Origin of the sequence: Streptomyces sp. NPDC007025 (assembly GCF_042869455.1) — a bacterium.
Taxonomy (GTDB): domain Bacteria; phylum Actinomycetota; class Actinomycetes; order Streptomycetales; family Streptomycetaceae; genus Streptomyces.
Genome location: NZ_JBIAFT010000015.1, coordinates 67,279 through 89,366, shown reverse-complemented (window position 1 = coordinate 89,366; position 22,088 = coordinate 67,279). Strand labels below are relative to the sequence as shown.

Genomic DNA, 22,088 nt, shown 5'->3' with positions numbered 1-22,088 from the left:
GGGGCCCGGATGGGAGTTGTCGCGCGGAGAACCGCGCTGACCGCCGCCGTCCTCGGAGCTGGTTCGGCGGCACTCGCAGGCTGCGGTAGCCCGCTCGATCCACGCGGGGGCGAGGGCGGGGACGGCGCGATAGCGCTCAGCGTCGCCACCAACGCCGTCGCGGGCGGCAAGAATGCCGACGAGGCCGAGTGGATCGAGCGCTGGGTCATACCCCGCTTCGTCGCCCGGCAGCGTGCCGAAGGCGTCGACGTACGGGTGGAGTTCCAGCCCAGCGGTGTCGACGACGAGCAGTACAAGACCAAGCTGGCCCTCGACCTGAAGGCGCATGCGGGGCCGGACGTGATGGCACTGGACGGCATCTGGCTGGGCGAGTTCGCGCAGGCCGAGTACATCAGACCGCTGCGCGAGGTGGCCGGATCCGGCGTGGCCGACTGGTCCGGCTGGCGGCAGATCAGCCCGAAGGTGCGCTCCCTCGCCCGCTTCGAGGGAAAGCTGTACGGCATACCCGCAGGCACCGACGCGCGGGTCCTCTACTTCCACAAACCGCTCTTCCGCAGGGCGGGACTCCCCGCCGACTGGCAGCCGGCCAGTTGGCAGGACATCCTCGACGCGGCCCGCAGGCTCAAGCGCCTCGACGGCGTCACCCCGCTCCAGATCAACGCGGGCACCGCGATGGGCGAGGCCACCACCATGCAGGGCGTGCTCCCGCTGCTCACCGGAGCCGGCGGCCGGATCGCCAAGGGGGACCGCTGGTACGGCGACACCCCGGAGCTCCGCGCCGTGCTCGGCTTCTACCGGGACGTATACCGGCACGGACTGGGTGACCCGCGGCTCCAGCAGGAGGCCAAAGGCCGGGACAAGTCCTTCGAGCAGTTCGCGGAGGGCAGGCTGGGCATCCTGGCCGAGGGCGACTACTTCTGGCGGGACGTGATCTCCCCGGGCACCGGAACGGCCCCCATGAAGCGGCGTGACAACGATGTCGGCTATGCCCTGGTGCCCGCCCGGGCGCGGCACGAGGGCATCGGCGGCCGGGACCACGTCAGCCTCTCCGGCGGCGCCGTGCACGTGCTCAACCCGAACACCCGCCATCCCCGGCAGGCGTTCGCCCTGCTGACCGCGCTGCACTCGGCGCGTGCGCTGCGGGCGCGGCTCGGGGACGCCGCCATGATCACCGAGCGGGACGACGTGAACGACGTGGTCCTGGAGAAGGACCCCATGCTCCGGTTCTGCGCCGAGAAGGCGCTGCCCGTCACCAGCTTCCGGCCCCCGCTCGCCGCCTACACCGCCGTCTCCCTCGCGCTCCAGGAGGCGACGGCCCGGGTGGTCGCGGGCCAGGAGCCCGACCACGTCGCACAGGCCTACCGCAAGGATCTGGAGGAGGTGCTCGGTGGCAGCGACCACATCATCGGCTGAACAGGCCGCCCCGGCGGCGGACCGCGGCCGGGCGGAAGCGGGGGGACGGGAGCCGGAGCGGGACGCGGCCGGACTCGGCCGCCGCCGGGCCGCCGCCTTCGTCGCGCCGGCGCTGGTGCTGATCGCCCTGTTCCTGGTGCTGCCCGCCGTCTGGACGCTCTACCTGGGCGCCACCGACTACCGGCTGACCGGAATCCCCGCCATCGACCCCAGCTTCGTCGGATTCGACAACATCACCAAGGCGCTGGGCGACGAGAGCTTCCTGCACTCGCTCCGCCTCACCCTGCTCTTCGTCCTCGGTTCCGCCGTCATCGGCCAGGCCGGACTCGGCTTCGCGCTCGCCTGGTGGATGCGCGAGCGCAGCGGATGGCTCAGGACGACGCTCGAAGCACTGGTGATGCTCGCCTGGATCCTGCCCAGCTCGGTCGTCGCCTTCCTGTGGATCGCCTTCCTCGACCGGGACGGCGGCACCCTCAACGAACTGCTCCGCACGCCCGGTGCCGCCTGGCTGCTCGACCACCCGATGCTGTCGATCATCGTCTACAACATCTGGCGCGGCAGCGCCTTCTCGATGATGCTCTACAGCGCGGCCCTCGGGAACGTGCCCGCCTCCCATCTGGAGACCGCACGGCTGGCCGGGGCGAGCGGATTCCAGCAACTGCGCGACGTCGTCTTCCCGCGCATCCGCGGCCACATTCTGACGAACCTGCTGCTGATCAGCCTGTGGACGTTCAACGACTTCACCCCGTTCCTCATCACCGCGGGCGGCCCCGACGGGCAGACCGAGACGCTGCCCGTGCACATCTACAAGACGGCGCTGGGCAGCGGAGAGCTGGGCTACGGCGCCGCGCTCTCCTTCCTGATGCTGCTGATCAACCTGGTGGTGGCGGTGATCTACCTGCGGCTGCTCGGCCAGAAGAACCGGAAGAAGAAGACCCGGACCGCACGCGCACGATCCGCCGAAGGCGCCCGCGGCAGCGAACTGGAGGAGTCAGCGTGAGAACCCCGGCGAACCCCGCCGCCGCACTGCTGCGCGGCGTCGGCGTCTACCTCCTGGTCGCCCTCACCCTCGCGTTCTTCGCGCTGCCCATGCTGTGGCTGGCCAGCGCCCCCTTCGACAAGCATCCGGGCATCACCGTCTCGCTGCCCGACTTCACCCTCGCCAACTTCGAACGGCTCTGGAACAACCCCAACGCCGTGAACTCACTCGCCAGTTCGCTGATCCTGGCCGTCGGCAGCGCCGTACTCGTGGTCGGGCTCTCCGCGCTGGCCGCGTACGCGCTCAGCCGGGTGCACATCCGCGGCCGGGACGGGCTGCTGTACGCGCTGCTGCTGCTGTCCTCCATCGTCACCGGCACCGCGGCGATGGTGCCGATCTTCCTGCTCGCCGCCGAACTCGACCTGGTCGACTCCTACCTCGGGGTCGTCCTCGTCCTCACCGGCGGCCTGCTGCCCGCGGCGATCTTCATCCTCAAGGACTTCATGGACACCACGCCGCGCTCCTACGAGGAGTCCGCACGGGTCTTCGGCGCCTCTCCGCTGCGCGTCATGAAGGACATCGTCGTGCCGGTGGTCCGGCCCGGACTCGCCACGGTCGGGGTGTGGACGGTCGCCCAGGTGTGGGGCAACTTCCTCATCCCGTTCCTGCTGCTGCGCTCGCCCGACAAGTCGCCGGCCGCGGTGGTCATGTACACCTTCTACACCGAGGGCGGCCAGCCCGACCTCGCGCTGATCTCCACCTTCTCCCTGCTCTACTCGCTGCCGGTCGTGCTGATGTTCCTCTTCGTCAGCCGCCGCTACGGCTTCCGCTTCCACGGAGGGATCAAGGCCTGATGGCAGACATCACTCTCGACCGGCTCGCCAAGGTCTACCCAGGTGGCGTGCGGGCCCTGCACGACCTGGACCTCACCGTCCGGGACGGCGAGTTCTTCGCCCTCCTGGGCCCCTCCGGCTGCGGCAAATCCACGCTGCTGCGCACCATCGCGGGACTGGAGGCCGCCAGCGGCGGCACCGTCCGGATCGGCGCGCGCGACGTCACGGAACTGCAGCCGGGCGACCGGGACATCGCCATGGTCTTCCAGGACTACGCCCTCTTCCCGCACATGACCGTCGAGGAGAACATCGGCTACCCGCTGAAGATCAAGAAGGTGGGCAGGGCGGAACGCGCCGCCAAGGCGCGGCGGACCGCCGAGGAACTCGGCCTCGGCCACCTCTCGGAGCGCCGGCCGGGCCAGCTCTCCGGCGGCCAGCAGCAGCGGGCCGCACTCGCCCGCGCCATGGCCTGCCATCCGCAGGTCTTCCTCTTCGACGAGCCGCTGTCCAACCTGGACGCGCGGATGCGCCTGGAGGCCCGCACCTTCCTCAAGAAACTCCAGCGGGAACTGGGCGTGACCACCGTCTTCGTCACCCACGACCAGGCCGAAGCGCTGGCCATGGCCGACCGCCTCGCGGTGATGGAGGGCGGCGAACTGCGCCAGGTGGGCACCCCCACCGAGGTCTTCCGCCGCCCCGCCAGCACCTTCGTGGCCTCGTTCATCGGATCGACCCCCATGAACCTGCTGCCGGGCCGGGTCACAGCGGAGGGGACCGTGCGGGTGGCGGGCGGCGAACTGCCGGTGCCCGACGAGGCCGCCGGGCTGGCAGCGGCGGGCGAGGAGGTCGTCTACGGGATCCGCCCCGAGTACCTGAGCTGGTCCGACAGCGCGGTGGACGGTGCGGTGGGCGGCACCGTCTCGGTAGTGGAGAACCTCGGCAGCGCCCAGTTGGTCACCTTGGAGCCCGAGGACGGCAGCAGCGTGCAGGTCGTCGTCCCCGAGGAGCGCGAGCCGGCGCCCGGCGCCCGGGGCTGGGCCCTGCCGCGCGCGGACCGGGCACTGCTGTACCGGGACGGCGGCCTCCTCACCGCCCGTGCGGAGGCCGGAACCGCGGCGGCCCCGCTGTCATGACCGTACGCGAACAAATCCGGCACGGCACCTGGACGATGGAGCAGCGCGCCCAGCAGGTCCTGCGCACGGTCCCGGTCGAGGTGCCCGGCGGTACCGGCGCCCTCACCGCGGCCCTCTCCTACCCGCGCGCCGCGGGCGTGCTCGACCTGGGACTCCTGGGCCCGCACGGGGAGTTCCGCGGCTGGTCGGGCGGCGCCCGGGACACCTTCACCGTCACCGAGGAGTGGGCCACCCCCGGCTATCTGCCCGGCCCGCTGGAACCCGGGACCTGGCACGTACTGCTGCGGCTGCACCGCATCCCGCCCCCGGGCCTGCCCTGGACGGTGCGGGCCCGGCTGGGCACCCGGGCGCCCGCGGCGCCGCCGGCCACCACCCCGCCCCCGCACCCCGCGGCGGACCGGCGCCCGCGGCGCGGCGTCCCCCGGCTGGACGGCGCGGAGTGGCTGGCCGGCGACCTGCACGCGCACACGGTGCACAGCGACGGCTCCCTCACCCCGGACGAGCTGGCCCGCGCCGCGGCCGCCGAGGGCCTGGACTTCCTCGCCGTCACCGACCACAACACCGTCAGCCACCACCCCTGGCTGCCGGCCGTCGCCCGCCGGCAGGGCATCCGGCTGCTGCCCGGCCAGGAGGTCACCACCGACCTCGGGCACGCCAACGTCTTCGGCGACACCGGGTGGATCGACTTCCGCCGCCCCGCCGGGGAGTGGCTGGAGCAGGCCGAGTCCGCGGGCGGCGTCCTGTCCGTCAACCACCCGCTGGCCGACGACTGCGGCTGGGAACTCCCCTTCGCCGCACGGCGGCCCCGGCACGCCGAACTCTGGCACCACACCTGGACCGACCGGCGGCACTCGGCACCCCTCGCCTGGGCACGGGCCTGGCGCGAAGAGGTCGTCCCGCTCGGCGGCAGCGACTTCCACCGACCCGAGCAGGGCCGCCCCCTCGGTGCGCCGACCACCTGGGTGCTGTGCCCGGACGGCGATGTCCTGGCCGGTCTCGCGGCGGGCCGCACCGCCGTCTCGGCCGGCCCCGGTGCCGCCGTGCTGCTGCGGTACGGGGACGAACTGCTCGCCCTCGACGCCGCCGGCACCGTACTGGTGCGGCCCGACGGGCGGCGCACCGTGGTGCGCGGCGACACCGTCCGGCTGCCGGCCACCGAGGGGCTCCACCGGCTGGAGACGCACACCTGCGAGGTGGTGGCCCTGTGCACCTGAACCGTCCGGGCGCCCACCCGGCGCGACGAAAGGGATCCATGCACGTCCGCATCGCCAACGCCCCCGTCTCGTACGGGATATACCGTCCCGACCACCCGCTCCCGCCGGACCGTCTGCTGGCCGCCTTCCGCGACCACGGCTACCGGGGTACCGACAGCGGCCCGCTCGGCTACCTCGGCGAGGGGGAGGAGCTGGCCCGCCGCCTCGCCCGGCACGGCCTCTCCCTCGCGGGCGGCTGGGCCGATCTGCGCTACGGCGCGGAGCCCGCCGCGTTCGCCGCCGACCTGCGCGCCCTCGACCGGGCGCTGGACGCCTTCACCGCCGTCCCGGTCGACGACGCGCTCTTCGCGCCGCGCCCCACCCTGGCCTGCCCCGCCGACCCGGAGCGCTTCGCGGCCCCGGGCGTGCCCGTCGGCCCGGACCGGCTGCCCGCGGACGGTGCAGGCCGTCCGGGCCGTCCGGACCAGGAGTGGGAGGACTTCGCCGCGGACGTGCAGCGGGCCGCTGACCGGTGCCGGGAGCGCGGGCTGGAGCCCGTCTTCCACCCGCATCTGGGCACCGCGGTGGAAACCCCCGAGGAGACACGCCTGCTGCTCTCCCGCACCGATGTCTCGCTGTGCCTGGACACCGGACACTGGTGGCTGGCCGGCGGCGATCCGGTGGCGGCGGTGGCCGAGTTCGGGCCCCGGATCCGCCAGGTGCACCTCAAGGACGCGGACCGTGCCGTGCACGAACGGGTCCGCCGCGCCGGCGGGGACCTGTGGGCGGTGGTCGCCGCCGGCGGGTTCCCGGCACTCGGCGAGGGCGACATCGACCTCCCCGCCGTCCTGGCGGCGCTGCGCGCGGCGGACTACGGCGGCTGGCTGGTCGTCGAGCAGGACGCCCCTCCTACGAACCGGGACCAGGGCCGGGACCAGAGTCCGGACCAGGGCGCCATCGCGGCGCAGCAGAAGGCGAACAGTGCACTCCTCCGCAGCCTGCTGCGCGATCCGCCGCCCGTGGCACCGCACCGGACACCGCCCGAACCGCTCCGCCAGGAAAGGCCGCACCCATGACCCCCGCCACCGCCACGCCCGCCGGCCGGCCACTGCGCATCGCCGTCGCCGGGCTCGGGGCCATCGCACGCACCGCGCATCTGCCGCTGCTGGAACGCCGCCGCGAGCTGTTCGAGATCACCGCGCTGTGCGACCTGTCCCCGAGCGCCCTCGAGGAGCTCGGCGCCCGGTACGGCGTACCGCCCGAGCACCGGCACACCAGCACCGAGGCGCTGCTCGCCGACGGCGGATTCGACGCCGTCGTGCTGCTGACCTCCGGCTCGCACGGTCCGGCCGCCGAGGCCGCGCTGCGCGCCGGGCACGCCGTCCTGTGCGAGAAGCCGCTCGCCTTCACCCGGGCCGAGGTGGCCCGCATCGCCGACGCCGAACGCGCCCAGCGGCGCGGCCCGCGGCTGATGGTCGGCTACATGAAGCAGTACGACCCGGCCACCCGGAGGCTGGCGGCGCTGCTCGCGGACGCGGGCGGGCCCTCCCGCGTCCGGTCCGCCGAGGTGTGCGTACTGCACCCCACCGGACCCGACCAGCTCGCCTTCGCCCGGCTGCCCGCGCCCGGCGGCGACGCGGACCCGGCGGAACTGGCCGCGCTCACGGCCCGGGACGACGCGCTGACCGACGCGGCGCTCGGCAGCGCCGCCACCCCGGAAATGCGCTCGCTCTACCACATCGTCATCGGCTCCATCAGCCACGACCTGTCGCTGCTGCGGACCGCGGCCGGCGCACCCGAGACCGTCGACCTGGCCGCCATGTGGAGTGCCTCCGCAGCGGGCCCCGGCTCCGTCGAACTGTCGGGGCGGCTGCCCGGCGGCGCCCGCTACGCGATCCGCTGGCACTTCCTGCCCGGGCACGCCGCCTACCGGGAGACCTTCGCCGTCCACCACGAGAGCGGCAGTCTGGAACTGGCCTTCCCCTCGCCGTATCTGATGAACGCGCCTACCGTGCTGACCGAGACCTCCACCGCCCCGGGGGAGGGGCCGCACACCGAGCGGCGCGCCGAACACCGCTCGGTGACCGAGGCGTTCGAGGAGGAGCTGGCCGCCTTCCACACGATGGTCACCGAGGGCACCCCGCCGCTGACCGGGACCGAGGGCGCGCTGGCCGACCTGACCACCGCGCAGTGCGCCGTCGCGGCGTACGCGGCCCACCACCGGCTCCCCTGCGAAGGAGAGGCAGCAACCGCATGAGCGTCACACAGCCGGGCACGGACGAACTCGTCATCGTGCCGCACACCCATTGGGACCGCGAGTGGTACCTGCCCTTCCAGCAGTTCCGCCTCCAGCTCATCGGGCTGCTGGACGAGGTGCTGGAGCGCATGGAGAACGACCCGCGCCAGCGCTTCACCCTCGACGGGCAGGCCGTCGCGGTGGACGACTACCTCGAGGTCCGGCCCGAGCGGCGCGCACAGCTGGCGGCGCTGGTCTCCGCGGGCCGGCTGTCCGTCGGGCCGTGGCAGATCCTGCTGGACGAGTTCCTCTGCTCCGGCGAGAACATCGTCCGCAACCTCGAACTCGGGCTGCGCCGCAGCCAGGAGCTGGGCGGTTCGCTTCCGGTCGGCTATCTGCCCGACATGTTCGGGCACTGCGCCCAGATGCCGCAGATCCTGCGCGGAGCCGGGCTCGAACACGCCTGCGTGTGGCGCGGCGTCCCGGCCTCCGTGGACAGCCACGTCTTCGCCTGGACCGCGCCCGACGGCACGGCCGTCCGCACCGAGTACCTGGCCGCCGGCGGATACGGCAGCGCGGCGGGCGTGTTCGACGATCCGGCGCGGGTCGCCGAGCGGGCCGGCGCCGTCGCGGAGGCGCTCCGCGCCTGGCGCCCGGACGGCTCCCCGATGCTGGCGATGTACGGCTCGGACCACACCGCGCCCGCCGCGGAGCTGGCCGACCTGCTGGAGCGGCACAACCGGCGGCAGCCGGCCGAGGGCGGGACCCGGCTGCGGCTGGCGACCATGGCCGAGTACTTCGCGGCACAGCCCACCGGCACGGCGGGCCTGCGGGCCGTGCACGGCGAGCTGCGCAGCCACGCGCGGGCCAACATCCTGCCCGGGGTCCTCTCCGCGCGTGCCCCGCTCAAGCAGGCCATGGCCCGTGCCGAACGCGCCGTGGAACGGTACGCCGAACCCCCGGCCGCGCTGTGGCTCGACGAGACGGCACAGCGCTTCCTGGAGATGGCCTGGCACCGCCTGATCGAGGTCTCCTGCCACGACTCCGTCACCGGCTGCGGCTGCGACGAGACCGCGCAGCAGGTCGCGGCACGCATCGCGGAGGCCGAACAACTGGGCCTGGCGGTACGGGACATGGTCGGCAAGCGGCTGACCGCGCAGGTCCCGCACGATGCGCATCTGCTGCTCAACCCGACGCCCGCGCCCCGCACCGACCTGGTGGAACTGGACGTGGCGGGCGACGGCCCCGTGCATCTGGCCGCCGCGGACGGCACCGCCCTCCCCGCTCAGCGGACGGCCGGCGCGCCCACGCTGCTGGCCGACGACACCGTTCCGGCCGGCCGGCTGCCCACCGTGCTGGCGCGGGTACACGGCAGCGAGCTGTACGGGCAGGAGATCACCTCCTGGCACCTCGACCCCGCCGAGCGGCTGCTGCGCTTCACCGTCGCCCGCAGGAGCGAAGCCGGATTCGACGTCGCCGAGGTCCGGGACGCGCTGTCCGCCGCGCGGCCGGAGGGCGACTGGCGGGTGGTCATCGAGGCCGAGCCCCGGCAGCGGATCGTCGCGGCGGTCCCGGCACCGGCGCTGGGCCACACGGCCGTGCGCGCCGCGCCGGGCGCGGCGCCCGAGCCCGCGCACCCGGTGCGCGCGGCGGACGGCGCGCTCACCAACGGACTGCTCACCGTGCAGCCCGCCGAGGACGGCACCTGCACCGTGCGGACCGCCGACGGCACCGAACTGAGCGGCGTGGGCCGGGTGGTGGACGGCGGCGACCTGGGCGACACCTACAACTACGCACCGCCCCGGCACGACGTGCTGGTGGACCGGCCCACCGAGGTCACCGTCCGCCGCCTCGCCGAGGGCCCGCTGCTCGGCGTGTTCGAGATCGAGCGCCGCTACGCCTGGCCCGCGGCCGGTGACGTAGCCGCCGACGGCCGCACCGCCGCCATCGAGCCGACGACCGTGCTCACCCGCGTCGAACTGCGGTCCGGCGAGCGGTTCGTGCGGCTGCGGGTCTCCTTCGACAACCGCAGCGAGGACCACCGCGTCCGGCTGCACGTCCCGTTGCCCCGCCGCGCCCGGGCCTCGCACGCGGAGGGCCAGTTCGCCGTGGTCGAGCGGGGCCTGACCGCGGAGGGCGGCTTCGGCGAGGAGCCGCTGCCGACCTTCCCGGCCGCCGCCTTCGTCGCGGCGGGCGGTGCGGCCGTGCTGCTGGAGCACGCCACGGAGTACGAACTGGTGGACGAGGGCCGCGAGCTGGCGCTGACCCTGCTGCGGCCGACCGGCATGATGTCCCGCAACCGCCATGCGTGGCGCGACGAGCCCGCGGGCGGCGAGTTCGCCACCCCGCAGGCGCAATGCCGCGGTCCGCGGACGGTGACGTTCGGCGTGCTGCCGTACCCGGGGGAGTGGCACGAGTCGGGGGTGCACGCCGCCGCCGAGTCCTTCCGGCACCCCTTCACCGCGCTGCCCGGCACCGCGCCCGCCGCCACCCCGCTGCCCGGCGCGGGGCACGGACTCACCCTCGCCGGTGCGGGCGTGGTGCTGAGCGCGGTGCGGGAGCGCGAGGGGCGGTTGGAGGTCCGCGTCGTCGCCGAGGTCCCGCACCCGGTGCCGGCCCGGCTCGCGCTGCCGGGGCTGCGGTGCGCCCGGCGCTGCGATCTGCTCGGCCGACCGGTCGGGCAGGGCGAACTGTCCGTGGCGGACGAGTCCGTCGCCGTGCGGCTGCGCCCCTGGGAGATCGCCACCTTCCTGCTGGAGCGCTGAGGACGCCCGGATCGCCCAGGACGCCTCGGACACCGGGACGGGGGGCGGCCGGGCACCGGGGTGCGCCCCGGTGTCCGGCCGCAGGCGGGATCAGACCAGCATCTCCTCGACGAGGTCGGCGGCGCGCGCGGTGCCGCCCGCGGCCCGTGCCTGCGCGCGCAGCAGTGCCGAACGGCGGGCGACCGCCGGGTCGGTGACCAGTTCGTGCAGCGCCGTGCGCAGCGCCTCGGCGGTCGCCTCCGGGGTGTCCAGCCGGCGGGCCACGCCCAGTTCCACCAGCCGGTCGGCGTTCATGAACTGGTCGGTGGCCTGCGGCACCGCGATCATCGGGACGCCCGCCAGCAGCCCTTCTCCGCAGCCGCCCATCCCGGCGTGGGTGACGAAGGCGTCCGCCTGCTCCAGGATCGCCCGCTGCGGCACCCAGGGGTGCACCTCGACGTTGGCGGGGACGGTGCCGAGTTCCCGCGGGTCGGTGTACTCGCCGATCTGGAGGACGACATGCCACCCGGGCAGGTCGCCGTAGGCCGCCAGGCACCGGCGGTAGAACTCCGGTCGCCGGGTGCAGGCCGAGCCCAGGGAGACCAGCAGCACGCTCTCCGCGTCCGCAGGCCGGGTCCACTGGCCGGCGGACGCGGCCGGGTCGAAGCAGGGACCGACGAAGTCCACCCGGCGGGAGTCGACCCGGTCGGCGTGCGGCTGCATCGCCGGGGTGATCAGCGCCAGGGCGCGCGGGGGCGAGCCGGCGAAGGCGTCCACATCGGTGGTGATGGCGCCACAGCCGGCCAGCCACCGGGCGAACTTGGCCCGGTGCGCTTCCGCGCCCGGCAGCTGCCGCAACTGTGCCCCGATCTCCTGCTCGTAGCCGTCCCAGGCCACGAAGGTCGGGGAGAGCTGCATCAGCGGCCGGTTCTGCGCTTCGGCCAGCGCGCGGCCGGCGTAGCCGCCGATGTCGTACAGATACAGGTCCGCCGGATCGTGGCGGTAGGCGGCCTGCAGCTGGGGCAGCGCCTGTACGGCGTCGTCGAGGAAGAGGTCCATCGCGGCGATGGGATCCTCGGGCCAGTTGTTGTCGGCGACCGGCAGCGTGGAGGTGCAGACGACCGGTTCCGCTCCGGTGGCCCCGGTCAGGCCGGCCACCGCCGGGTCGTTGGCGTAGGTCACCCGGTGGCCGCGGGTCACCAGTTCGCGGATGACCTCGAGGCTGGGCAGGACGTGGCTGACGGCGGGGATGCCGACCATCGCGATATGGGCACGGCGACGGGACAAGGGTGATCACTCACTTCAGATCTGCGGCGAACAGGACACGGCAGGCCCGCGCGCCGGCCTGCCCGGCGGGTACCGGACGGGGCGCGCACAGGGGCGTGCCGAAGAGCGGCGGGGCGTTGCCCCGGCCGTGTCAGCCGTAGATCTGAGCGCAGAAGTACATGCGCGGGACTGTAGTCCCGTACCGGCCCGCGGGCATCCCCTTTTCGCCGGGGCGCCGCCTTCCGGCGCCGCGCGGGGAGCCGCCAGGGGTGCCGAACGGGCGTGCGGGGGCGCCGGAGCCGCGGGGAGCGTCACGTCCGCGGGGCGGCGGCCTCCAGTTCGGCGACACTGCCCGACATGACCGTCCGCAGCTGAGCGGTGAGGTGTTCCGCGGGCCAGTCCCACCAGGCCACCGCGAGCAGCCGGGCGACGTCCTCCGGGCTGTACCGGGTGCGGAGGAGCCGGGCCGGGTTGCCGCCCACGATCCCGTAGTCGGGTACGTCCTGGGTGACCACGGCGCCGGAGCCGATGATCGCGCCGTGTCCGATCCGCACCCCGGGCAGCACCGTCGTGCCGTGGCCGAACCAGACGTCGTTGCCGACGACGGTGTCGCCCCGGCTGGGCAGCCCGGTGAGCAGGTCGAAGTGCTCCGCCCACGCGCCGCCCATGGTGGGGAAGGGGAAGGTCGAGGGGCCGTCCATGCGGTGGTTGGCGCCGTTCATCAGGAACCGCACGCCGGTGCCCAGCGCGCAGAACTTGCCGATGACGAGCTTCTCCGGGCCGTAGTGGTACAGCACGTTGCGCGTCTCGAACGCGGTCGGATCGTCCGGGTCGTCGTAGTAGGTGTACGCGCCGACCTCGATCAGCGGGGACGTCACCAGCGGTTTGAGCAGCACCACCCGCGGCTGCCCGGGCATCGGGTGGAGCACGGTCGGATCGGCGGGCACAGGCATGGGCGCGGTCCTTCGACGGAAGCGGCGGTCGCTTCATGATCGCGGACCCTTGTCGTCCCGGGCCACTCGTTTGCGATCCGCTGTCGCCGCTGTCGCCCCCGTGGACGGTGCTCCACCCGACGCGGCCGAACGTCTCGATGTCTGCCGTCAGGCCGAGAGCGCCGGCTCCTGCCGTTCCGGGTCCTGGGCGCATCCCGCCGCCAGCGCGTCCAGGGACACCTGCAGTGCCGAGGCCAGGGCCGCGATGGTGAAGAAGGCCGGGGTGGGCGCCCTGCCGGTCTCGATCTTGCGCAGCGTCTCGGCGGAGACGCCCGCGGCGGCGGCCACCTCCGTCATGCTCCTGCTGCCGCGTGCCTGACGCAGCAGCAGGCCGAACCGCTCGCCGCGTTCCCGTTCCTCCGGGGTCAAAGGAGTCCTCACCATGACTGTGATACTAATACCGGTATAAGTATTGGGTAGTGGTGAGGCGGGGAGACGCAGCACATGGTGGAGATCAAGACCGACGCCGCGATGGACGCGATGCGGGAGGCCGGGCGGGTGGTGGCCCGCGCCCTGGCCGCGGCCAGGGAGGCGGCCGGGGTCGGGGTGTCCCTGCGGGAACTGGACGAGGCGGCCCGCGCGGTGCTGGCCGAGGCGGGGGCGGACTCCCCGTTCCTGGGGTACCGGCCCTCCTTCGCGCCGACGCCGTTCCCGGCCGTGCTCTGCGTCTCCGTGAACGACGCCGTGGTGCACGGCGTCCCCACCGACTACCGGCTGCGCGACGGTGACCTGGTGAGCCTCGACTGCGGCGCCCGGCTCGACGGCTGGACCGGTGACGCGGCCGTCAGTTTCACCGTCGGCACCCCGCGCCCCGCGGACCGCGAACTGATCGACGCCACCCGCAGGGCCCTGGACGCCGGGATCGGCGCCGCGCGGGCCGGTGGCCGCCTCGGGGACATCTCGCACGCGGTCGACACCGTCGCCCGGCAGGCCGGCTGCGGCATGCCGGCCGACTTCGGTGGCCACGGCATCGGCCGCAGCATGCACGAGGACCCCCATGTGCCCAACCGGGGCCGTCCCGGCCGCGGCTTCCCGCTCCGGCACGGCCTGGTGCTCGCCATCGAACCCATGTTCATGGCGGGTGGGCGGAACGCCTACCGCACCGGCGCCGACGGTTGGACGCTGCTGACCACCGACGGCAGCCGGGCCGCCCATGTCGAACACACCGTCGCCGTCACCGACCAGGGCCCCCGCATCCTCACCCTGCCGTGACGCCCGTGTGGTCCGCGCCGCCCGCGGTGCGCGCCGCCGCTCGTGCCGTCCGTCGGGCGCTCGGTGCGCACTGGTGCGTACGGACTCTCGGAGGTGCGGCTCCGAGGAGGGGGCGATCGGCCTCTGCTGCGGGACGCGGCGCGGCGGGTGCGCCTTCGCCGCGGTGTCCATTATGCCTGGTACGCAGCCGTATGTACCCTGAGTGGAGCACACCCGATGCCCCACGCGGCGGGAAGGCGGACACATGGCTGCGGTCGGCGGAGTGCCCTGCTGGGTGAGTCTGATGACCCCCGATCAACGGGCCGCCGAGGAGTTCTACGGGCCGGTGCTGAGCTGGACCTTCGTCACCTCGGACGCGGGGCCCGACCGGCGGATCGCCACGGTGGCCGGTCAGCCGGTCGCCGGGATCAACCAGCTCGCCCCCGGTGCCGGGCCGGAAGCCGAGCGCTGGACGGTGTACTTCCAGGTCGAGGACGCCGACGTGGTCGCCGAACGCATCGCCGAGCGGGGTGCGACCGTCGCGGTCGGCCCGCTGCGCGCGGGAGGCGGCCGTGCCGTCATCGCGGCCGACCGGTGGGGCGCGCCGTTCGGCCTGTGGCAGGGCGACGGGCCCGCCTCCTGGTGGGTGGGGTCCGGCCCCGCGCCCGCCTGGCTCCAGTTGCACACTTCCGACGCCTTCGCCGCCGCCGTCTTCTACGGAGAGATCTTCGACTGGATGGCCGACCCGAGCCACGGGGTCACCTACGAGGAGCAGTACGACGAGATCGTCGTACGGGTCGACGGCGCCCCGGTGGCCGGGCTGCGCGGCGGCGCCCTGGAGGCGCCGCCCGATCCGGCCATCCGGGCGCGGTGGGAGCCGTACTTCCGGGTACCCGACCTGGACGCGGCGCTGAGTGCCGCGGAACGGGAAGGCGGCACCGTCGCCACCCCGCCCCGGGCCGGACCCCTGGGGCGGACCGCGACGCTCCGCGATCCCAAGGGAGCCTCCTTCTGTCTGCTCAGCGCGTAAGGAGCACACCATGCAGGAGAATGACAAAAACGGACCGATCCAGGACGACGAGGCCAAGAAGCGGCTCCGCGGCGAGCTGCGTTCCAACCGCGAGGAAGGGCGGGAGATGGAGCCCTCGGGTGAGGACCAGCCCGAGCCCTTCCGGGATCCGCAGGCCCTGCGGACCGGCGGCACCCCTGCCGGGATGACGCCCCGCGATGTCGAGCTGCGCTCGGAGATCGCCCAGTACCTGGGCCGGCATCTGTACCCGACCGGGCGCGCGGAGGTGCTGGACGCGCTGCGTGCCGAGCACGCCCCGGACCGGCTCGTGGACATGGCCGCGGGGCTTCCCGCCGACACCCGCTTCAGCAACGTGCAGGAGCTGGCCCAGGCCCTCGGTCTGCACACCGAGTCGCGCCGCGGCTGAGCCTCCCGGCCCGGGGTCGGTGCCGGTCGGTGCCGGACCCGGGCCGATGCCTGCCTGCTCGTCGGTGCGGTGCATGGCGGCCGCGCCGCCCTGCCCGCACGCGTGTTCCTCTCGAGCCGCTCCAGGCCACCTGATCGGGGGAACATGCTCGGGCGCGCAGGGGGAATCGGGCAGCGATGACGTTCTTCCGTGAGGTCGAGAGCAGGATGGAGCGCTTCTCCGACTCCTTGTGGCGGCTGTTCGCGCGCGGCGCCGAGGAGCCGGTGGAGGTGCTGGAGGTGCTGCGCCGCGAGTGCGAGGCGAAGGCGGTCATCGTGGGCCGGGGCCGCACGGTGGTGCCCAACGCCTTCGAGCTGGAACTGCCCTCCGAGAGCTACGCGCGGCTGGCCGGCCAGGCAGGGCCGGTCGGTGAACGGCTCGCGTCCGAGGTGCGGCGGCACGCCGCCGAGCGGCGCTTCAGCTTCGCGGGGCCGGTCGCCGTCCGGCTGTGTCCGCCGCGCGCGGGGCAGGAGCCACCGCGCTACCGGGTGCACAGCAGCATCACCCCGCGTCCCTGACCGCAGTCCCTGAGTGCGCGCACGAGGACACCGCACAGCGAGCAACAAAGCCGATCACACTCACTCAGTCGATCGCGCAGAAAAGCTCGTTCCGGCCATTGACACCCCCCTGTGCCCTCCTTAGTGTCACATCGCTATTTCGAACACGTGTCGAAATGTCGAACATGATGGACGATCTCAGGAGCGGCTCTCGTGCGCATCACCGGTATCAGTACCCACGTGGTCGGGACGCCTTGGCGGAACCTGACCTATGTCCAGGTCCACACCGACGAGGGACTCACCGGGGTCGGAGAGACCCGGATGCTGGGCCGTACCGAAGCGCTGCTCGGCTATCTGGGCGAGGCCGAGGTCAACCACATCACCGGCTCCGACCCCTTCCGCACGGAGGACTTGGTCCGGCGGATGAAGTACGGGGACTACGGGCGCGCGGGCGAGATCGTGATGTCCGGCATCGCCTGCGTGGAGACCGCCTGCTGGGACATCAAGGGCAAGGCGCTGGGCGTGCCCGTGTGGCAACTGCTGGGCGGGAACGTCACCGAGGCCGTCCCCGCGTACGCCAACGGCTGGTACACCACCGAACGCACGCCTGACGCCTACCACCGTGCCGCCCGGGACGTCATGGCGCGCGGCTACCGCGCCCTGAAGATCGACCCGTTCGGTACCGGCCACCTGGAACTCTCCCACGCCGAGACGCGGTACGCGGTCTCCCTCATCGAGGCGGTGCGCGACGCCATCGGACCCGAGGCGGAACTCATGCTGGAGATGCACGGCCGGTTCGCGCCCGCCACCGCCGTCCGGCTCGCCCGCGAGATGGCGCCGTTCCGGCCCGCGTGGCTGGAGGAGCCGGTGCCGCCGGAGAACCTCAAGGCGCTCGCCAAGGTCGCGGACAGGGTGGACATGCCGGTGGCCACGGGTGAACGCATCCACGACCGGATCGAGTTCCGCGAACTGTTCGAGAGCCAGGCCGCCGACATCGTCCAGCCGGACCTCGGACACCTCGGCGGCATCGCCGAGACCCGCAAGCTCGCGGCCACGGCCGAGACCCACTACACGCTGGTGGCGCCGCACAACGTCGGAGGCCCGGTGCTGACCGCCGCCAGCCTCCAGGTCGGCTTCGCCACCCCCAACTTCAAGGTGCTGGAGCACTTCAACGACTTCGCCGACGCCGAGATCAGGAAGGTGGTCAGGGGCGCCCCCGAGGTGGACCCCGCGACCGGCTGCTTCCCGCTCTCCCGGGAGCCGGGCCTGGGCGTGGAGCTGGACACCGACGCGGCCGCGGAGTTCCCCCAGCAGCGCGCCCACTTCGACCTGTGGGCCGAGGGCTGGGAGACCCGCGACCCGAGCGGCGCCGGCCGGTGACCGCCGGGACCGCCGGCGCCGGCGACGGCCGCGCCGTCGTCCTGGAGGCGCCCGGCACCGTCCGTCTCGTCCCGCACACCCCGCGCCCGCCCGGCCCCGGCGAGGCACGAGTCCGGGTGCACGCCGCCGGGATCTGCGGCAGTGACCGCGAGCTGCACCAGGGCAACCGCCCCGCGCCGTACGCGCGCTATCCGGTGACGCCCGGTCACGAGTGGTCGGGCACCGTGGAAGCGGTCGGCGACGGGGTGCCCGGCACGCTCGTGGGCCGCAAGACGGTGGGGGAGGGGTTCCGCAACTGCCAGTTGTGCGACCGCTGCCGCGCCGGCGAGTCCACGCTGTGCACCGCCGGGTACACCGAGACCGGCTTCACCGAGCCCGGCGCCATGGCCCCCACCCTCACCCTCCCGGCCCGGCTGCTGCACACCCTGCCGGACGACGCCGATCTGACGGCGGCGGCCCTGCTGGAGCCCGCTGCCTGCGCCGCGGCCGCCGCGCTGCGGGCCCGCGTGCGCGCCGGGGACCGGGTGGCCGTCGTCGGGGACGGCACCCTGGGACTGCTCGCGGTCCGGCTGCTGGCCGCGGGCTCGCCCGCCGAACTGCTCCTGACCGGTGCCCGACCCGGACGCGCGGAGCTCGCCGCCGGGTTCGGCGCCACCGGCTACCGGCACCACCGGGAGACCACCGGGCTCGGCGGCTACGACACCGTTGTCGAGGCGGCGGGGGTGCCCGGTGCGGCGCGGCAGGCGGCCGGGCTGCTGCGGCGCGGCGGACGGCTGGTGCTCACCGGGATCCCGCCCGCCGGGGCCGCGGAACTCGACCCCGCCGCGCTCGTCCTGGGCGCGCTGCGGGTGGACACCGTCTTCGGCGCCCCGCCCGCCGCCTGGGCGCACGCGGTGCGCGCCTTCGCCCGCGGACTGCTGGATCCGCTGCCGCTGGTCACCCACCGACTGCCGGTCACGGAGTTCGAGCAGGCCGTCGCCCTCGTGGCCGACGGCGACCCCGCGGTCGGCAAGGTGCTGCTGCACCCCTGACGCCCTCCCTCCCCGCACGGCCACCCGCCCCGTACCGAAGGAGCCCCGTGACCACCAGCACCGCACCCCGACTGCCGGGTGAACCCGCCCTCACCGCCCTGGAGCTGCCCCCCTCCCCGCCCGAACCCGCCGACACCTCCCCGCACGCCTTCCCCGACGGCGGCCGCTGGCGCACCGAGGTGCCCTCCTGCGAGGGGCCCGAGGCACTGGCCGTCGTCCTGGCGGAGTCGGCGCGGCTCGAGGTGCCGCTGCACCGCATCAGCCAGGGCAGCGGCATCTGGATGCTCACCGACGCCGAGATCACCGAGATGGTCCAGGCGTGCGCCGAACGGGACATCGAGCTGTGCCTGTTCACCGGGCCGCGCGGCACCTGGGACACCGGAGCCGCCACCCGCACCGACTCCGGCGGCGCCGGGCTGCGGGCCCGCGGCCACAGCGCGCTCGCCGGGTGCGTGGAGGACGCGGTGCGCGCCACCGGGCTGGGCGTGCGCTGCCTGCTCGTCGCCGACGAGGGGGTGCTGTGGACGCTGCACCGGGCCCGCGCCGCCGGCATCCTGCCCGCGGGCACCACGCTGAAGGTCTCGGCGCTGATCGGGCCGGTCAACCCCGCCTCGTACGCGGTCTACGAGCGGCTCGGCGCCGACTCGCTGAACGTGCCCAGCGATCTGACGCCCGACCACCTCACCGAGATCCGGCGGGTCAGCGCGGCGCCCATGGACATGTACATCGAGGCCCCCGACGATCTCGGCGGCTACGTACGGATGTACGAACTGGCCGAGCTGATCCGGCGCGGCGCCCCGCTCTACCTGAAGTTCGGGCTGGCCAGGGCGCCCGGCGTCTACCCGTCAGGGCGGCAGCTGCGCGCCGCCGTGCTGGACACGGCGCGCGAGCGGGTGCGCCGAGGGCGGCTCGCCCTGGACCTGCTGGCCCGGCACGGCGCCGCGGACGGCATGTCCCCGCTCGGCTCCCGGCTGCCGGGGCCGCTGCACCGCTTCGAGCACACCGAGTCCGAAGGGAACTGACCATGCGCACCCGCAGACGCCGTACCGCCGTCTCCGCGGTACTGGCCGCCGCGCTCGTCGCCGCACTGGCCTCCTGCGGCCAGGAAGCGCGCGGCGGCAGCCGCTACCAGCCGGACAAGGGCAAGGGCGGCACGATCGGCCTGGCCATGCCCACCAAGTCGTCCGAGCGGTGGATAGCCGACGGCAAGAACATGGCCGAGCAGTTCCGCAAGGCCGGGTACAAGACCGATCTGCAGTACGGGGACGACAAGGTCGAGAACCAGGTCGCCCAGCTCGAGAACATGATCACCAAGGGGCACCGGCTGCTGGTCGTCGCCGCCATCGACGGCTCGGCGCTCACCAACGTCCTCAAACGGGCCGCCGACGCCCATATTCCGGTCATCTCCTACGACCGGCTCATTCTCGGCACGAAGAACGTGGACTACTACGCGTCCTTCGACAACGAGCGCGTCGGCGAACTCCAGGGCCAGTACATCCTCGACCGGCTCGGACTGGAGAAGCCGGACGAGGACGCCGACGAGCACTACAACATCGAGCTGTTCGCGGGCTCGCCCGACGACAACAACACCAAGTACTTCTGGAACGGCGCGCTGAAGAAGCTGCGGCCCTTCCTGAAGACCGGACAACTGGTGGTGCGCAGCAAGCAGACGAAGATGAACCAGGCGACCACGCTGCGCTGGGACGGCGGAAAAGCGCAGAAGCGGATGGACGACCTGATCAGCAAGAACTACGGCAGCACCGACGTGGACGCGGTCCTCTCGCCCTACGACGGCATCTCCATCGGCATCATCTCCGCGCTCAAGAGCGCCGGATACGGCAGCAAACGCCATCCGCTGCCCGTGGTCACCGGCCAGGACGCCGAGCTGGCCTCGGTGAAGTCCATCGTGGCCGGGGAGCAGACCCAGACCGTCTTCAAGGACACCCGCAAGCTGGCCAAGCAGGCCGTGCAGATGGGCGACGCACTGCTCAACGACAAGAAGGTCGAGGTCAACAACACCACCGACTACGACAACGGCAAGAAGGTCGTGCCCGCCTACCTGCTCAAACCGGTCTCCGTCGACAAGTCGAACACCCAGCTCCTGGTCGACGAGGGCTACTTCACCGCAGGGCAGCTCAAGTGAGCGCGGCCGCCGGCGACACCGGCCAGGACCGCCCCGTCCTGGAGATGCGGGGCATCACCAAGACCTTCCCCGGCGTCACGGCACTCAGCGAGGTGAACCTGACCGTGCGCCCCGGGGAGATCCACGCCGTCTGCGGGGAGAACGGCGCGGGCAAGTCGACGCTGATGAAGGTGCTCAGCGGGGTGCACCCGCACGGCAGCTACCAGGGCCGGGTCAGCTTCCGGGGCGAGCCGGTCGCCTTCAAGGACGTCCGCGCCAGCGAGCAGTGCGGCATCGTCATCATCCACCAGGAGCTGGCACTGGTGCCCTTCCTGTCCATCGCCGAGAACATCTTCCTCGGCAACGAGCAGCGCGCCGGACGCGGGTTCGTGGACTGGGGCGCCACCATGCGGCAGGCGGCCGGGCTGCTGCGGAGAGTGGGTCTGCGGGAGAACCCGCAGACCCCCGTCGCCGACCTCGGCGTCGGCAAGCAGCAACTGGTGGAGATCGCCAAGGCGCTGTCCAAGGAGGTGGAGCTGCTCATCCTGGACGAGCCCACCGCCGCGCTCAACGACGAGGACAGCGCGACCCTTCTCGCCCTCATCCGGGAGCTGCGCGACCAGGGCATCGCCAGCATCGTCATCTCGCACAAGCTGGGCGAGATCCGCCGGATCGCCGACACCGTCACCATCCTGCGCGACGGCCGCACGATCGAGACGCTCCCGGTCCGCACGCACCCGGACGATGCCCCGGAACTGTCCGAGGACCGCATCATCCGGGGCATGGTGGGCCGCGATCTCGACCACCGCTTCCCGGAGCGCACCCAGTACGGGGGCGAGCACAGCACCGCGCTGGAGGTGTCCGGGTGGACCGTACGGCACCCCGTAGACCAGCAGCGCAAGGTCGTCGACGACGTGTCCCTGACGGTCCGCCGCGGTGAGATCGTCGGGCTGGCCGGGCTGATGGGCGCGGGCCGCACCGAGCTGGCGATGTCCGTCTTCGGCCGCTCCTACGGGCGCTACGAGTCCGGCACGGTGCGGGTCGACGGCCGCGAGGTGCGCACCAGGACCGTCCCCGCCGCGATCGGTGCGGGCCTGGCCTATGTCACGGAGGACCGCAAGCAGTACGGCCTCAACCTCATCGACACCATCAACCGCAACATCTCGCTGGCCTCGCTGAGCGGGCTGGCCCGGCACGGCGTGGTCGACGAGCACCGGGAGAGCTCCGTCGCCGAGCGCTACCGCACCTCCATGAACATCAAGGCGCCCACCGTGCACGAGCAGGTCGGCCGGCTCTCCGGCGGCAACCAGCAGAAGGTCGTGCTCGGCAAGTGGATCCACGCCGACCCCGAGGTGCTGATCCTCGACGAGCCGACCCGGGGGATCGACGTGGGCGCCAAGTACGAGATCTACACCGTCATCGACGAACTCGCCGCACAGGGCAAGGCCGTGCTCTTCATCTCCTCCGAACTGCCCGAACTGCTGGGGATGTGCGACCGCGTCTACACCATGGCCGAGGGCCGGCTCACGGCCGAGGTCGCCCGTGCGGACGCCACCCAGGAGGTCCTGATGCGCCACATGACCCGGAACAGAAGCTGAGGCCC

20 protein-coding genes are annotated in these 22,088 nt (G+C 73.3%); 17 read left to right on the top strand and 3 right to left on the bottom strand.

The genetic code is table 11. The features are described 5' to 3' along the window. The first annotated feature begins 9 nt into the window (after window positions 1-9). Genes ACFYMO_RS26620 through ACFYMO_RS26585 form a run of 8 tightly spaced genes read left to right on the top strand, consistent with a single transcriptional unit; the run spans window position 10 to window position 10,552 of the window. Window positions 10-1,413, top strand: a complete 1,404-nt coding sequence (locus ACFYMO_RS26620) for an extracellular solute-binding protein (RefSeq protein WP_366773535.1) — start codon at window positions 10-12, stop codon at window positions 1,411-1,413. After that, window positions 1,388-2,413, top strand: coding sequence for a sugar ABC transporter permease (locus ACFYMO_RS26615; RefSeq protein WP_366773534.1), 1,026 nt, complete (start codon window positions 1,388-1,390; stop codon window positions 2,411-2,413). Before ACFYMO_RS26620 ends, ACFYMO_RS26615 begins: the two co-directional genes overlap by 26 nt. Continuing rightward, complete coding sequence (locus tag ACFYMO_RS26610) at window positions 2,410-3,246, top strand: carbohydrate ABC transporter permease (protein ID WP_366773533.1); 837 nt, start codon at window positions 2,410-2,412, stop codon at window positions 3,244-3,246. The genes ACFYMO_RS26615 and ACFYMO_RS26610 overlap by 4 nt, the downstream gene beginning before the upstream one ends. Continuing rightward, complete coding sequence (locus tag ACFYMO_RS26605; protein WP_366773532.1) at window positions 3,246-4,358, top strand: ABC transporter ATP-binding protein; 1,113 nt, start codon at window positions 3,246-3,248, stop codon at window positions 4,356-4,358. Before ACFYMO_RS26610 ends, ACFYMO_RS26605 begins: the two co-directional genes overlap by 1 nt. Beyond that, window positions 4,355-5,572 (top strand): CehA/McbA family metallohydrolase, encoded by a 1,218-nt coding sequence (locus ACFYMO_RS26600; RefSeq protein WP_388549499.1) that lies wholly within the window; start codon window positions 4,355-4,357, stop codon window positions 5,570-5,572. Before ACFYMO_RS26605 ends, ACFYMO_RS26600 begins: the two co-directional genes overlap by 4 nt. Window positions 5,573-5,610: 38 nt before the next feature. Then, a complete protein-coding gene (locus ACFYMO_RS26595) occupies window positions 5,611-6,627 on the top strand; it encodes a sugar phosphate isomerase/epimerase (RefSeq protein WP_366773530.1) in 1,017 nt (338 codons plus the stop codon). Continuing rightward, entirely contained in the window at window positions 6,624-7,808 is a 1,185-nt protein-coding gene (locus ACFYMO_RS26590; protein WP_388549496.1) for a Gfo/Idh/MocA family protein, read from the top strand. Before ACFYMO_RS26595 ends, ACFYMO_RS26590 begins: the two co-directional genes overlap by 4 nt. Beyond that, a complete protein-coding gene (locus ACFYMO_RS26585) occupies window positions 7,805-10,552 on the top strand; it encodes an alpha-mannosidase (protein ID WP_366773528.1) in 2,748 nt (915 codons plus the stop codon). Before ACFYMO_RS26590 ends, ACFYMO_RS26585 begins: the two co-directional genes overlap by 4 nt. Before the next feature lie 90 nt (window positions 10,553-10,642). On the opposite strand, the gene ACFYMO_RS26580 is transcribed toward ACFYMO_RS26585, so the two are convergent. From ACFYMO_RS26580 to ACFYMO_RS26570, 3 genes are all read right to left on the bottom strand, one after another. Beyond that, on the bottom strand, window positions 10,643-11,791 hold the full coding sequence (locus tag ACFYMO_RS26580) for a macrolide family glycosyltransferase (protein ID WP_388549619.1): 1,149 nt from the start codon (window positions 11,789-11,791) through the stop codon (window positions 10,643-10,645). A 317-nt stretch (window positions 11,792-12,108) separates the two neighbouring features. After that, window positions 12,109-12,750, bottom strand: a complete 642-nt coding sequence (locus ACFYMO_RS26575; RefSeq protein WP_366773526.1) for a CatB-related O-acetyltransferase — start codon at window positions 12,748-12,750, stop codon at window positions 12,109-12,111. Between the two features lie 147 nt (window positions 12,751-12,897). After that, window positions 12,898-13,173 carry a helix-turn-helix transcriptional regulator gene (locus tag ACFYMO_RS26570; protein WP_366773525.1) on the bottom strand — a complete coding sequence of 92 codons (276 nt, stop codon included), beginning with the start codon at window positions 13,171-13,173 and terminating at the stop codon, window positions 12,898-12,900. A 60-nt stretch (window positions 13,174-13,233) separates the two neighbouring features. Here ACFYMO_RS26570 and map point away from each other — a divergent pair, with 60 nt between their 5' ends. From map to mmsA, 9 genes are all read left to right on the top strand, one after another. Further along, the gene (gene map, locus ACFYMO_RS26565) at window positions 13,234-14,001 is read left to right on the top strand and encodes a type I methionyl aminopeptidase (protein ID WP_388549491.1); all 768 of its coding nucleotides are present in this window, start codon (window positions 13,234-13,236) and stop codon (window positions 13,999-14,001) included. Window positions 14,002-14,245: 244 nt separating this feature from the next. Continuing rightward, entirely contained in the window at window positions 14,246-15,010 is a 765-nt protein-coding gene (locus ACFYMO_RS26560; RefSeq protein ID WP_388549489.1) for a VOC family protein, read from the top strand. A gap of 10 nt (window positions 15,011-15,020) precedes the next feature. Continuing rightward, entirely contained in the window at window positions 15,021-15,416 is a 396-nt protein-coding gene (locus ACFYMO_RS26555; RefSeq protein WP_366773521.1) for a DUF2795 domain-containing protein, read from the top strand. A gap of 176 nt (window positions 15,417-15,592) precedes the next feature. Continuing rightward, a complete protein-coding gene (locus ACFYMO_RS26550) occupies window positions 15,593-15,973 on the top strand; it encodes a DUF3662 domain-containing protein (RefSeq protein WP_366773520.1) in 381 nt (126 codons plus the stop codon). 192 nt (window positions 15,974-16,165) lie between these two features. Continuing rightward, window positions 16,166-17,332 carry a mandelate racemase/muconate lactonizing enzyme family protein gene (locus ACFYMO_RS26545; protein ID WP_366773519.1) on the top strand — a complete coding sequence of 389 codons (1,167 nt, stop codon included), beginning with the start codon at window positions 16,166-16,168 and terminating at the stop codon, window positions 17,330-17,332. Next, a complete protein-coding gene (locus ACFYMO_RS26540; protein ID WP_388549485.1) occupies window positions 17,329-18,363 on the top strand; it encodes a zinc-binding dehydrogenase in 1,035 nt (344 codons plus the stop codon). The genes ACFYMO_RS26545 and ACFYMO_RS26540 overlap by 4 nt, the downstream gene beginning before the upstream one ends. Window positions 18,364-18,410: 47 nt before the next feature. After that, window positions 18,411-19,385: a hypothetical protein gene (locus ACFYMO_RS26535; protein ID WP_366773517.1), complete on the top strand. Its 975-nt coding sequence runs from the start codon at window positions 18,411-18,413 to the stop codon at window positions 19,383-19,385. Between the two features lie 2 nt (window positions 19,386-19,387). After that, the gene (gene chvE, locus ACFYMO_RS26530; protein ID WP_388549482.1) at window positions 19,388-20,506 is read left to right on the top strand and encodes a multiple monosaccharide ABC transporter substrate-binding protein; all 1,119 of its coding nucleotides are present in this window, start codon (window positions 19,388-19,390) and stop codon (window positions 20,504-20,506) included. Window positions 20,507-20,550: 44 nt separating this feature from the next. Beyond that, window positions 20,551-22,083 (top strand): multiple monosaccharide ABC transporter ATP-binding protein, encoded by a 1,533-nt coding sequence (mmsA, locus tag ACFYMO_RS26525; RefSeq protein ID WP_388549616.1) that lies wholly within the window; start codon window positions 20,551-20,553, stop codon window positions 22,081-22,083. Window positions 22,084-22,088 lie beyond the last annotated feature (5 nt).